This is a genomic window from Sphingomonas sp. 2378, assembly GCF_038084995.1.
In the GTDB taxonomy this organism is placed as follows: Bacteria; Pseudomonadota; Alphaproteobacteria; order Sphingomonadales; family Sphingomonadaceae; genus Sphingomonas.
In genome coordinates this window covers 19,910-32,475 of sequence record NZ_JAXCMJ010000038.1, presented here as the reverse complement: position 1 = coordinate 32,475, position 12,566 = coordinate 19,910, and the positions used below count along the sequence as shown (strand labels likewise).

The 12,566-nt window shown below is 65.9% G+C and carries 12 protein-coding genes; 7 read left to right on the top strand and 5 right to left on the bottom strand.

The genetic code is table 11. The annotated features are described in order from the left end of the window. Window positions 1-98: 98 nt before the first annotated feature. A complete protein-coding gene (locus SM191_RS15585) occupies window positions 99-581 on the top strand; it encodes a hypothetical protein (protein ID WP_341506996.1) in 483 nt (160 codons plus the stop codon). Window positions 582-614: 33 nt separating this feature from the next. Here SM191_RS15585 and SM191_RS15580 read toward each other — a convergent pair whose 3' ends face one another. Beyond that, complete coding sequence (locus SM191_RS15580) at window positions 615-782, bottom strand: hypothetical protein (protein ID WP_341506995.1); 168 nt, start codon at window positions 780-782, stop codon at window positions 615-617. Window positions 783-1,159: 377 nt separating this feature from the next. Further along, a complete protein-coding gene (locus tag SM191_RS15575; RefSeq protein WP_307001361.1) occupies window positions 1,160-1,399 on the bottom strand; it encodes a TonB-dependent receptor plug domain-containing protein in 240 nt (79 codons plus the stop codon). On the opposite strand from SM191_RS15575, the gene SM191_RS15570 reads away from it, so the two are divergent. From SM191_RS15570 to SM191_RS15555, 4 genes are all read left to right on the top strand, one after another. Continuing rightward, window positions 1,377-2,177, top strand: a complete 801-nt coding sequence (locus SM191_RS15570; RefSeq protein ID WP_307001359.1) for a mandelate racemase/muconate lactonizing enzyme family protein — start codon at window positions 1,377-1,379, stop codon at window positions 2,175-2,177. The two genes, SM191_RS15575 and SM191_RS15570, sit on opposite strands and share 23 nt — an antisense overlap. Then, window positions 2,177-3,607, top strand: a complete 1,431-nt coding sequence (locus SM191_RS15565; protein WP_341506994.1) for an MFS transporter — start codon at window positions 2,177-2,179, stop codon at window positions 3,605-3,607. Before SM191_RS15570 ends, SM191_RS15565 begins: the two co-directional genes overlap by 1 nt. 163 nt (window positions 3,608-3,770) lie before the next feature. Continuing rightward, window positions 3,771-4,214 carry a hypothetical protein gene (locus SM191_RS15560; RefSeq protein ID WP_341506993.1) on the top strand — a complete coding sequence of 148 codons (444 nt, stop codon included), beginning with the start codon at window positions 3,771-3,773 and terminating at the stop codon, window positions 4,212-4,214. Then, complete coding sequence (locus SM191_RS15555) at window positions 4,141-4,689, top strand: GntR family transcriptional regulator (RefSeq protein WP_341506992.1); 549 nt, start codon at window positions 4,141-4,143, stop codon at window positions 4,687-4,689. Before SM191_RS15560 ends, SM191_RS15555 begins: the two co-directional genes overlap by 74 nt. A gap of 36 nt (window positions 4,690-4,725) precedes the next feature. Here the strand turns inward: SM191_RS15555 and SM191_RS15550 are convergent, their stop codons facing one another. Further along, on the bottom strand, window positions 4,726-7,119 hold the full coding sequence (locus SM191_RS15550) for a TonB-dependent receptor (protein WP_341506991.1): 2,394 nt from the start codon (window positions 7,117-7,119) through the stop codon (window positions 4,726-4,728). Between the two features lie 182 nt (window positions 7,120-7,301). On the opposite strand from SM191_RS15550, the gene SM191_RS15545 reads away from it, so the two are divergent. Then, window positions 7,302-9,071, top strand: coding sequence for an arylsulfatase (locus SM191_RS15545; protein ID WP_341506990.1), 1,770 nt, complete (start codon window positions 7,302-7,304; stop codon window positions 9,069-9,071). Beyond that, a complete protein-coding gene (locus tag SM191_RS15540; protein WP_341506989.1) occupies window positions 9,068-9,943 on the top strand; it encodes an SUMF1/EgtB/PvdO family nonheme iron enzyme in 876 nt (291 codons plus the stop codon). Before SM191_RS15545 ends, SM191_RS15540 begins: the two co-directional genes overlap by 4 nt. 54 nt (window positions 9,944-9,997) lie before the next feature. On the opposite strand, the gene SM191_RS15535 is transcribed toward SM191_RS15540, so the two are convergent. Both SM191_RS15535 and SM191_RS15530 read right to left on the bottom strand, forming a co-directional pair. Then, entirely contained in the window at window positions 9,998-10,930 is a 933-nt protein-coding gene (locus SM191_RS15535) for a hypothetical protein (protein ID WP_341506988.1), read from the bottom strand. A 274-nt stretch (window positions 10,931-11,204) separates the two neighbouring features. Beyond that, a complete protein-coding gene (locus SM191_RS15530) occupies window positions 11,205-12,482 on the bottom strand; it encodes a glycoside hydrolase family 130 protein (protein WP_341506987.1) in 1,278 nt (425 codons plus the stop codon). Window positions 12,483-12,566: the final 84 nt, after the last annotated feature.

Genomic DNA, 12,566 nt, shown 5'->3' with positions numbered 1-12,566 from the left:
GCGGGGTTAACCCCGCCCGTTGCTTCACCTGCGCTTATGCGCGAAAACCACGGTCGGTCTCTGGTTGCCGCTGGATGAAAGACCGGGGTCACGTCACCATGAGTACATGGCCGAACGCGCCCGAACACTGTGAACTGGTCATTTTCGAAGGCTGGTGCGTCGGCGCCCGGCCGGAAGCGGAGGAGGCACTGGCCATGCCGCTCAACCGATTGGAGGCGGAGGAGGATAGCGACGGCATATGGCGGCGCCATGTGAATGCCGCGCTGGCGACCGACTATCCGGCGTTGTTCGATCGGCTCGATATGCTGGTGCTGATGATGCCGCCCGACTGGCCGACGGTGCTGCGCTGGCGCACCCAGCAGGAGGATGCGCTGCGCCGGGCGAGGGGAAACGGGGCGGGTGTGATGAACGAGGCCCAACTGGCCCGTTTCGTCAGCCATTATGAGCGGCTGACCCGCCATATCTGGGCGGAGATGCCCGACCGGGCCGATCTGTGCTTGCGGCTGGACCAGGATCGCGCCTTGGCAAGCTACTCCGCCCGCGATGACCGACGCCTGGACGAAAAATGGCCCGGTGCGTGAACACCGGGCCAGTGGGGGAAACGGGAAGAGGGATCAGAAGGAGGCGCGGACACCGAAGTTGAAGCGCGTTCCGAAATTCTGGATGTTCTTCACCCGCTCTTCGAGGACCGAATAGTCGAAGATGTAGAAGTTGGTCAGATTGACCCCCTGGACATAGACCTGGAACGCAGGCGTGATGTCGTAGGAGGCGCTGAAGTCCAACTGGCCATAGGCACGGCGGTTTTCCGGCTTGCCATAGTCGCTCAGGCAGCTACGCAGGAAGGACGAACGCCAGTTGTACGAGGCACGCGCCTGGATGCCGTATTTCTGGTAGAACAGGCTGCCATTGGCCGAGTGCAGCGACAGGCCGTTATAGCCGCAGGCGCTGTTGGTATTGGCCGCGCGCTTCGCGGTGTCGCTGACATAGGTATAGTTGCGGTGCCGGAGAAGTCCGGGCTCGTCTTCTTGGCGAGCGTGTCATACATGCCGCCCGCCGACAGGGTCAGGTGTGTGCCCGTCTTGCCGTCCAGCGGCTTGGCGGTGATGATGTTGACGTTCGCGCCGATGCCGCCTTCCTGCAATTGCGGCACGGTGGTCTTTTAGATCTCGGTGCGCTGGATCATGTTCGGCGACGGTACGTCGAACGAGAATTCGCGGCCCGGATTGTCGGTGGCCATGAGGCGGCCGTTGACCAGCACGGTGTTGAACTGCTGGCCCAGGCCGCGAACGGTGATGAACTGGCCTTCGCCGCCGCTGTGATCGATCGCGACGCCGGTCACGCGCTGGAGCGAGTCGGCTATGTTGATGTCGGGGAACTTGCCGACATCCTCCGCCGACACCGCATCGACGATCTGCCACGCATTGCGCTTGATCGCGGCGGAGGATTTCAGGCTGGCGCGGATGCCGGTGACGATGATGTCGCCGCTGCTGGGCGCATCGGTCGACGCGTCGTCGTCGCGTTGCGGGTCCGTACTATCCTGTACGGCGGTCGGTGTGGTCTGCGCGAATAGCGTGCCCGGCAGAGCGATGCTGGCGACGGGGAACAGTATCGCGGACTACCGCGTGACCAGGCTTCAGTTCCGACGCGATCGCAAGGTCGGGGATTCACAGGTCGGCGCGACCCAGGCCAATATCGTCGCACTCGGACTGATCGACGAGGCGGGGCGCGTGGGCCTAGGCTTCGTGCAGGTGTTGTTCCAGCCGCTGCTGCCGGAAGCGACCATCGCCTGGGCCTTCGAACAGGAGGTCTTTCCCATGCTGGAGGGGCAGGAGGCCGGGGCCCTGGCTTTGCGCGTCGGGCGATCACGCGGCGGCAATGTGCGCAGGATGCTCGTGCCGTTCGAGGAGGCGATCCAGCATGCGGTATGGGACCTGTTCGCGCAAAGCAGCGGCCTGCCGCTCTGGAAATTGTTGGGGGCGCAGCGCGTCTCGGTTCCGGTCTATGCCAGCGGCCTCGACTTTCATCTGTCCGATCATGATTTCACGGAGCTGTTCGGCCGGGCCGCACAGGCGGGCTATTGGGGGTATAAGATCAAGGTCGGCCATTCGGAGATCGAACGGGACCTGCACCGACTCGACCTGTTGAAAAGGCGACCGGGGATGACGGGCGGCCGGTGATGATCGACGCCAACGAGGCCTGGACCGCCGCCGAGACCCGCGCCGCGCTCGCCCTGTTCGAGCGGGCGGGGCACCGCATCTACTGGATCGAGGACCCGATCCCGCGCGACGATTTCGGGCTGACCCCGTCGCTCGACGAGCCCGCCGCCGTGGTCGCGGCTGCGACCGACGACGCGGCGGGGCGGACGCCTTTCGCGACGGGTCTCCGCAAATGGGTGCTGCTGGTGTCGCTGGGCGTCGTGTTCTTCACGCTGCTCACCCTGTACGCATCCTGTCTGGGCGTGCTGCTGCCCAACCAGATCCAGAATATCGATCCGGCGGGCAAGGCGAAGACGCTGGGCATCATCTATGCCATCACCTCGGTCTTCAGTACCTTGACGACGCCGATCGCGGGGGCGCTGTCGGACCGGACGCGCAGCCGTTTCGGGCGGCGCACGCTCTGGATCGTCATCGGCGCGACCATCGGCCGGGTGGCGATCATCCTGACGCCTTATGGCGGCGGGCTGGTGGGAATCACCGCGATCTGGCTGGTGTCGGTCGTCACCCTCAATTCGATGCAGCCCGCGATCACGACATTGGTGGCCGACCGCTTTCCGCCCGAGGAACGGGGACTCGCATCGGGCGTCGTCGGCGGCGCGATGACGGCGGGGGTGTCGTTCGGCACCTTCTTCGCAGGGACGCTGGCGAGCCGGATTCCGCTGGCATACGGCATCGTCGGCACGGCGATCATCGTCGTGTGCCTGGCGTTCGTGGTGATCAATCCGGAACCGCGCGTCGCCCTGCCGCCCGCCACGCCCCTCAAGCTGGGGACGTTCCTGACAGGCTTCTGGATTTCCCCGCGCGAGCATCCCCACTTCGCCTGGGCGTTCCTCGGCCGGTTCGCCATCTATATGGGCTATCAGGCGATCCTGACCTATCTGCTCTATATCCTGCAGGACCATATCGCGATGAGCCAGGCGAGCGCGAACCGGATGATCGCCAGCATGTCCATCATCACCTTCGTCGCACTGGTCGTCTCGGGGCTGGGCTCGGGCGTGCTGTCCGATCGACTGGGACGGCGAAAGCCGCTGGTCTTCCTCGCCAGTCTCGTCATGGCGGCGGCGGTGGCCATGCCGCTGATCGTGCCCACGGCACAGGGCATGTTTGCCTATGCGGTGCTGATCGGCCTGGGATATGGCGCGTTCATGTCGGTCGACCTGGCGCTGATGACGCAGGTGCTGCCCAAGCACAAGCCGGGCGCGGAGGATGCGACCGGCAAGGATCTGGGCATCCTGACCACGGCCGTCAACGTGCCCCAGATCCTCAGCCCGGTGATGGCCGCCGCGCTGCTGTCCTCGACGGGCAACAACTATACCGTGTTGTTCGTGGTGTCGGGCGTCTTCGTGCTGGTCGGCTCCTTCCTCGTCCTGCCGATCCGGTCGGTCCGCTGAGATGATGTCGATCGCAGGCGAGGAGCCGCCCTTTCACGAACCTTCGGCAGGAGATACCCCATGACATCGCGTTTCGCCGGAGCCGGGCTCCTGCTGCTGTCCATGCCCCCCGGGACGCGGCGGCCCAGCAATTGCCGCCGTTCAGGTCGCGGCGGCGGTGCGCGTGACCTTCGACCGCGCCGAGTTCACCCAATTGGGGCAGGTAGCGCTGGGCATCGGCAACAATCCGGAGGCCAATGACAGCGGCGTCGGATATGGCGCGGCGGGGGTCGAGGTGCGCCGCAGCCGCTTCGGCCAGTTGGCGGGCGGCGTGATCATGGTCGGCGGCATCCTGCCCGACGCACATCATCCGCCCCGCCCCGAAATGGGCGTGCGCAATGTCGTCATCGCCGACAATCGCATCGAAACCGTGTCGCAGGATTACAAGGAACAGGCTGCGATCCTGGTCACCTATGCGGCGGGGACGGTCGTCACGCATTACGACGTGTCCGATGGGCCCTATGACGGGATCGATATCGGCTGGGGCTGGGTTGATGCAGTTGTTCAACCTGCCCGTCCAGCCGCTGCGCGATGCGCTGCGGGTGCTGGAAACCGAGGGCATTTTTAAGATCCATGCCCGATCAGGCATCGAGTTCCTGAAAGCCGATCTGGAGCTGGCGCGCTCCACCTATCAGTTTCGCTCGATCATCGAGCGGTCGGCGGCGCGCACCTATGCCGAGACCGCCGAGACGGGCGAGATCGTCCAGCTGATCGCGGACCACCGCGCGCTGCTCGAAAGGCTGCAAGACGGCGCGTCGGTGGAGAGCACGGCGGAGGAGATGGAGTCGCTGGAGCAGCGTTTTCACGGCAGCATCATCGCATCCTTGCGCAACCCGATGATCGAGACGACGGCGCGGCGGCTGAAAAACTATGTCGCGGTGATCCGGCTCGACCTGACCGCAACGCCGCCGCGCATGATCCGCAACATCCGCGAGCATCTGGACGTGCTGGAGGCGTGCCTTGCGCGCGATCCGGCGGCGGCGGAGGCGGCGCTCACCCGTCATTTCCAGGCGGCGTTGCAGCGCATTCTGGGCATGGTGTGATCAGATGTCGGGAAGGCCGCCGGTCGGCGGGTGCCCTTACCATTTGGTCCGCAGCGTCAGGCCATAGGTCCGGGGATCACCCAGCGTCCCCGAAATCGCCCCCGTGTTGTTGGCCGCCAGCGACAGATAATAGGTCGAGTCCGTCACGTTCCGGCCCCAGAACTGGATGTCATAGCGACCGTCCAGCGACCGGATGCCGAACCGCAGGTTGAGCAGATCATAGCCCGGAATATCGGAATAGCGGCTGAGGCTGGCGGTGCTGTTGGTGCCCGAACGGTAGCTATAGTCCGACCCGGCATAAAGCTCCGCCTCATGACCGAAATTCACGCCCAGCGGCGCGCGGAGCTCTCCACCGGCGGAGGCGGCCCAGCGCGAGACGCCGGGCAGGCGCTGTCCGCTCAGGTCGCACAGCGTCTGCCCGGTGATCTCTATGGGGCAGGGGGCGTTGGCGTAGGAGATGTAGCGCGCATCGTCATAGGTGCCCGATCCGTACAGCGTCAGCCAGCGGGTCGGCGTCGCGCGGACATCGGCCTCGATCCCGCGCGTGCGGACCTTGGCGGCATTGGTGAAGAAGCTGACGCCGTTCCGTTCCACGTCGATGATGGTGGTCTGGTAATCCTTCACATGGGTCCAGAAGACCGCGATATTCGCCGTGATGCGTCCGTCCGCCCATGTGGTCTTGGCCCCGACCTCATAGCTGTCGATCGTCTCGGGACGGATCACGGGGTTGGCGGCGAACTGGCCGGTGGTGGTGATGTTGGCGAGGTTCAGGCCGCCGAACTTGTTGCCCCGGGCATAGGTGGCATAGGCCAGGATCGGCGCGGCGACCTTCCACGACAGGGTCGCCTGCCCCGACAGCCGACCCGCCTCGGTCCGCGCTCCGTAATAATTGGCGACGCCGTAGCGGGAACGGATGGTCTGTGCCGCGGCCTGCTGCGCCGCCGTCAGTCCGGCGAGCGACGCGCCCGTCGCCGTCTGGTCGAAATAGCCGGACTTGGTTTCATAGGTATAGCGAAGGCCTGTGGTCAGATCGACCGCGTCGGTGATGTGCCAGATGGTCTGGGCGAAGGCGGCATAGCTGTCGGTGACGGGCCGCGAATGGCTGACGACGTTATAGCCGTTCAGCGCCGCCGCGCCGACCGCCGCATTGGTGGTCGGGGGCAGGAACCAGTCGGCGGCGCGGGTGCCATAGCGGTTGACCGCCTCCGCCTCGATCGACTGGTAGAGATAATAGAGCCCGGCGACATAATCGACACGGCGGTTCCCGTTGGAGGCGATGCGCAGTTCCTGGCTGACCTGGCGCTGCTCGTTGCTCTGATGGAAGTCCGCCCCCGCATCGATGCTGGTGCCGTCACCGTCATTGTGCGGATACCAGTTCCACGCGCGATAGGCGGTGACCGAGGTCAGCGTGGCGGGGCCGATATCCCAATCGGTGGTGACGTTCACCCCGTGCTGGTTCATCCGGTAACGCGGGTTGGCGTCGGTGTCGGTCGTTCGAAGCGCGGGATCGGCAACGACGGGGCTGTATCCCAATCGGGCGGCGCGGTCGTAATAATTGTTCGGGAACAGCGTGCCATTGTCGTAATTCCGGATCGCTCCGAGCAGGATGTTGCCCGCCGTGAAGCTGTTCTGCCGCCCCCAATCGCCGATGATCCGCAAGCTGAGGGTATCGGTCGGCTTGTAGAGCAACTGGCCGCGCAGGTTGAGGTCGTGGAAATCCTGCCCATAGCGTCCGTCGAAGCGATTCCGGGTGAAGCCGTCGCGGTCGGTCTTCGACACGAACAGCCGCGTCGCCAGCGTGTCGGTCAACGGCCCCGAGACATAGGCGTGAAGCTGTCGGAAATCATAATTGCCCAGGCTGGCATCGCCGCCCGCCTGCCAGTCGAAGGTCGGCTGCTTCGTCGTCACGACCACGGCCCCCGCCGAGGTGTTCTTGCCGAACAGCGTGCCCTGCGGCCCGCGCAGCACCTCGATACGCTCCAGATCGGCGAGGTCGAACACCGTCTGGCCGGGGCGCGCCAGATACACGCCGTCCAGATAGACGCCGACCGCCGGTTCCAGCCCGTCATTATAGACCGCGACATTGTTGCCCAGGCCGCGAATGTTGATGCTGGTGTTGCGTGGATTGGTGTTGGTGACGACCAGGCTGGGGGTCAGTTGCTGAAGGTCGCGCAGGTTGAAGGTGCGGGTGGATTCGATCTGCGCCGATCCGAAGGCGTTGATCGCGATCGGCACGTCCTGGCTCTTCTCGGTCCGGCGGCGTGCGGTGACCAGGATGTCGTCGGACTGGGCCACCGGCTCGGCGACCGAACCCGGTTCATCGATCGTGCCGGGCGCGACCAGCGCCTGCTGCGCCAGCGCGGGTGTCGTCAGGATCATCGCGCCCGCCAGCAGGGCTGCACGGCGGCCAGGAGCGTTCGGTATCGGCATCAGCAAGTCCTCGGACGGTGGCGGGGAGCGCGGCAGGCGCCGCCCGCATAGGGCTATGAATGTCGTTGACCGAAGCGAACGAAGTAATTCCTATCGGAGTAGTAGAGAATGTTCATTGTCCCCCGGCCGGTGCTGGCTATGCCAGGCGTGCAGCCGCGTGAGCGGCCCGAAAGGGAAAGACTATGATCGGCGGAAAATTCCTGGCAGTTGCCCTCCCGGCCTTGATCTTGGCCAAGCCGCTTCTGGCGGAGCCGGTGCCCGGCAGTCCGGCGGAGGCGGCTCCGCAACAGGCGCCCAAGGACGCGCCCAACTTCCTGGTCATCGTCGCGGACGATCTCGGCTGGTCCGATCTGGGTGCGTTCGGGGGCGAGATCGCGACCCCCAATCTGGATGCGCTGGCGCTCTCGGGCGTGCGCTTCACCGGCTTCCACACCGCGCCGACCTGCTCGCCGACCCGATCGATGCTGATGAGCGGGGTCGACAATCACGAGGCGGGGCTGGGCACCATGGCGGAGTTGCTGGGCCCGGCGACGCGCGGGCAACCGGGCTATGAGGGGTATCTGAACGACCGCGTCGCCTCGATCGCCGAATTGCTGCGCGCGGGCGGCTATGCCACGCTGATGGCGGGCAAATGGCATCTGGGCCTGACCCCCGACCGCGAGCCCGCCGCGCGCGGGTTCGAGCATAGCTTCGCGCTGCTCCAGGGCCTGTCCAACCATTTCGGCGCGGACCAGAACGAGGCCTGGACCAAGGCCGGGCTCGCCCCCAGCTACCGCGACGACGGCAAGCCTGCGGCCTTGCCCAAGGGTGCCTATTCGGCGGATTATTTCGCCGACCGCCTGATCGGCTATCTCGACGCTTCGGCGAAGGCGGGGGACAAAAGGCCCTTCTTCGCCTATCTGCCCTTCACCGCGCCGCACTGGCCGCTACAGGCCCCGGCGGAGACGATCGCCAAATATAAGGGGCGGTACGATGCGGGCTATGAAGCGCTGCGGGCCGAGCGGCTCGAGCGGCAAAAGGCGCTGGGTCTGGTCCCCGCCGATGCGGTGGCGCATTCGGTCGAATTGGCTCGTCCCTGGGCGTCGCTGAGTCCCGAGGAGCGCGCGGTCGAGGCGCGCAAGATGGAGGTCTATGCCGCGATGGTCGACCGGATGGACCAGAATGTCGGTCGCGTCATCGCCGCGTTGAAGGCGCAAGGGCGGCTCGACAACACGGTCATCCTGTTCTTCGCCGACAACGGCCCCGAGGGCAACGAGATCAAGGCACCCAGTCCCCGGTTCAAGGTCGGCTCGCCCGATGCGGCGCTACCGCCCGCCGAGGCGCTGGGCATCGACAACAGCCTGGACAATATCGGCAAACCGACCAGCTATGTCGGCTATGGCCCCGGCTGGGCACAGGCCAATTCGGTGCCCTCCTGGCTGGTGAAGGGCTATACGACGGAGGGCGGCATCCGGGTCAGCGCCTTCGCCGCCGGGCGCGGGGTGAAGGGCGGCGGACGGATCGCCAACGCCAATCTCGACGTGCGCGACGTCGCGCCGACCTTGCTCGACTATGCGGGCCTTCGCCAGCCAAGCACCTTCGCGGGCCATGCGATCCTGCCGCATGAAGGGCATAGCCTGCGCCCCGTTCTTGCCGCCAACGCGAACGGCGTGCGTTCCGCCGACGAGACGCTGGGTTACGAGCTGTTCTTCCGCCGGGCGCTGCGCAAGGGCGACTGGAAGGTCGTCTTCCTGCCCGCCCCGACCAACAATTATACGCGCGGCGGGGTCAGCACCGGGCGATGGCAATTGTTCAACGTGGCGACCGATCCCGGCGAAACCAAGGACCTCGCCGCCGCCGAACCCCGGCGGCTCGCCGATCTGGTCGGCGCGTATGAACGCTATGCCCGGGCGAAGGGCGTGGTGCCGCTCCCCGCCGATGCGCAGGCACCCGCACCGGCGGCACGGCCATGAGGATCGCGGCGGCGCTGCTACTGGGTCTGGCGGCCAGCGTGACGCTGGGCGCGCGGGCGGCGGAGCCGGTGCGGCGCTGCATCGCGCGGGATGGGATCGTGACCGTTGCGGCAGGCACGGTGCTGCTGGGGGAGGATGGTACGGATCGGCCGGGACGGGCGGTGCCTGTCGCGGCGTTCCGCATCGATGCGCATGAGGTGACCAACCGCCAGTTCGCGGCCTTCGTCGCGGCGACCGGCCATCGCACCCGGGCCGAGCGGGAAGGGGCCTCGGCGCTGTTCGTCGCTCCGACCGAGCCGGTGTCGCTCGACGACGCGTCGCGCTGGTGGCGTTGGACCAAGGGGGCGGACTGGCGGCATCCCAAGGGACCGGGCAGCGACCTGACGGGGCGGGCGGACGAGCCGGTCGTCCATGTCGACCGCGACGATGCCGCCGCCTATGCGCGCTGGGCGGGTGGCGTGCTGCCCAGTACCGAGCAATGGGAGCGGGCGGCGCGCGGCAACCAGAACGCCGCTCGCGATCCGGTCGAATGGGCCTTCGACCACGGCAAACCCCGCGCCAATGTCTGGGAAGGGGTGTTTCCGATCCGCGACACCGGTGATGACGGCTATGCGGGGATCGCGCCGGTCGGCTGTTTCGAGGCGAACGACCTGGGGGTTTACGACATGGTCGGCAATGTCTGGGAATGGGTGGCGGGCGACGGGCAGGTCGGACTGGTCAAGGGCGGGAGCTATCTGTGCGCGATGAACTATTGCGCCAATTTCCGACCCGCCGCCTATCAGGCGCAGGAGCGCGACCTGCCGACATCGCATATCGGGTTTCGCGTGGCCTATCCCGCAGGACCCGACCGTCGGCTGGACCGGCGGGGATAGCCGCTTCCCATCCGCAGGTGCGACCATCGCCGCACCTGCGGGGACCGGTCGATCCTATTTCCGGGCGAACTTGCCCGACGCCGCATCCTGCCTCAGCCGGGCGATCGCCTGCCTGGTCCGTTCGAGTGCGGCGTCCAGCTTGGCTTCGTCGCTCAACTGGTACGGCTTCTGTTCGATGAGCGAGCGCAGTCGGCCCTTCATGTCCGCCACATCCCATTCCCCGCTGCGGGGACGGGCCCGCTTGCCGGCCTTGATGCCGACACGGTGCAGGCCTTCCTTGATAGCGCCCTTGATGATGCGGAGCGAGGTGGAGCGTTTCGGCGCATAGACGTCGCGCACCGAATGGAACGTCATCGCCATGCCCAGCGACGCCGCCCAATCGCACCATTTGGAGGTTTCGAAGCCCGGTGCGATCCCCACCGCGATCCAGGGCGTGCGGAATGCGTCGGCGACGATCGCGCCGTGCATGGCCTCGGTGATCAGGCCCTCCAGGCGTCCGATGCGCCGCACCGTCCCCTTCGCCTCGTCGCGCGGATTGATGAACTCCAGTCCGAGCTCCCTGGTCGTCCTTTCCCAGTCCCAGTGATCCAGGCTCCAGATATGCGGCATGAAGCCGATGCCACGCCGGGGCCCCAGATCGGAGAATTCGGGAAAGTCGCGCAGCAGCATCGCCGGGTCGGTCAGGACGGTTTCCTGGCCCAGCCCCGAATAGGCGGCGGTCAGCGGCCCCCGGACGCCATAGATATGCCACTTGTCATCGAGATGAGGCGGACCGCCGGCCTTGCCGCCGCCGCTGCCGATCACGATCTTCTGGCTGTCGGCGGGCAACTGGTCGGTGAACCAGCGGCTGAATATCGTGCCCATGCCCAGCAGGATCGTCGAATCGTCATCGTCGAGCAGACCCGGCGCCACCTCGTCCCAGAACCACTCGTTCAGATCGTCGCCGAAGTTGCCGTGCGATCCGGGTCGTGAATATTCCAGCTTCATATCGGCCCCTTATGGTTGATGGCTTGGTCTTCAGCAGATGATGAACGGGCGTGCGGATTTCGGACGATGCGGTGTCCAACGTGAAACCCCGGAGCCTCTTGGCCTCTCGTCCTATGCCGTAAACCGCATTTGCGACGAATGGCCGCCTTGTCGCCGCTGAAAGCCGGATGCGCAAGGGCTTGGACCCGGTTCGGTCGCAACGACCGGGGCCCAGATGACCGATTCCGGGACTATGCGCGATCCGCCGGATCGTCCGCCGAAAGGGGTGGGGGATTCACTCCATGACCGACAACAGGTCGTCGACGCTGCCGGTCGCGAAGGCGGTATATTGGTCCCCGATCGCATAGGGCAGCAGGATGCGACGTTTGTGGAGTAGCGCGCCGCAGCTATAGGTGACGTTGGGCACATAGCCGCCCCGCTGCTCGGCGGAGGGGAAGAGCAGGGGCGAGTGGGTCCGGCCCAGCACCTTGGCCGGGTTGTCCTTGTCGAGCAGGCAGGCACCGACGCAATAGCCCCGGATCATGCCGACGCCGTGGGTGAAGACCAGCCAGCCCTCATCGATCTCGATCGGTGAACCGCAATTGCCGATCTGCACGAACTCCCACGGATATTTGGGACCCATGATGCGCATCCCTTCGTCCCATATGTGCAGGTCGTCGGAATAGAGCAGCCACAGGTTCACATTGTCCTGCCGCCCGATCATCGCGAAGCGGTCGCCGATCCGGCGGGGGAACAGCGCCATGCCCTTATATTCCGCCAAGGCCCCGGCCAGGGCGCGCATTTCGAAGCGCTGCTGGTTGATCCCGCGCAACATCTCCGAACGGGCGATATTGCCGTCGAAGGCCGTATAGGTGCCGATCAGGCTTTCCACCCCGTCATGGTCGGTGAAACGCACCAGCCGCAAATCCTCGACGCCCTGGCGCTGGCTGGGCAGGATGGGGAAGATCACCGTCTCGGACACGTCCGCGCTGTCGTCGGCGAGCATCCGGACCCAGCCGCCCTCTTTGCTCTCGATCCGGGGCGGCACGCCTTGCGGGCTCGGCGGATCGACGACGAGGCCGGTGCCGCCATCCCAACTGCCGGTGCGAAAGGTGACCGAGGAGATATGCCCCTCACCGACGCCGCGCAGCGACAGGAGGAAGCGGATATCGTCGTCATCGGGGTTCTGGTCGGGCACGGTCACGATGCTGGGGTTGAACAGGGCGGCGGATTCGAACGCATATTCCTGGCTGAAATAGGCACCGAGCAGCAGGCGGTCGCGCTTTTCCCCGATGGCGATATCGCCCAGATCGTCCTTCACCTCGTCGAAGCGGCGGAGAAAGACGCCGTCGACGTTGCGATGCCTTTTCTCCATCGCGGCTTGCAGCAGTTCCAGCATCCGGTCGCGCGTCTCCGCGTCCAGCGCCATGACGCGCCGCGCCACATCCTGCGCACGGGTCGGTTTGCGATCGAAGGCGGCCGGATAGCCGAAGCTGAACGGCCGAAGCACCGTGCGCGAGGGATCGGGTTTGAGTTCGACGTCCAGTTTCGTGAAGACATCTGCGGCATTCATCGGCTTTGCCTCTCGTTCGACGGTCCCTCGCCGACGATAAAGTCCTGCTGGTCGATTTGATCCTCCGCCGGTCGTGAAACGGGC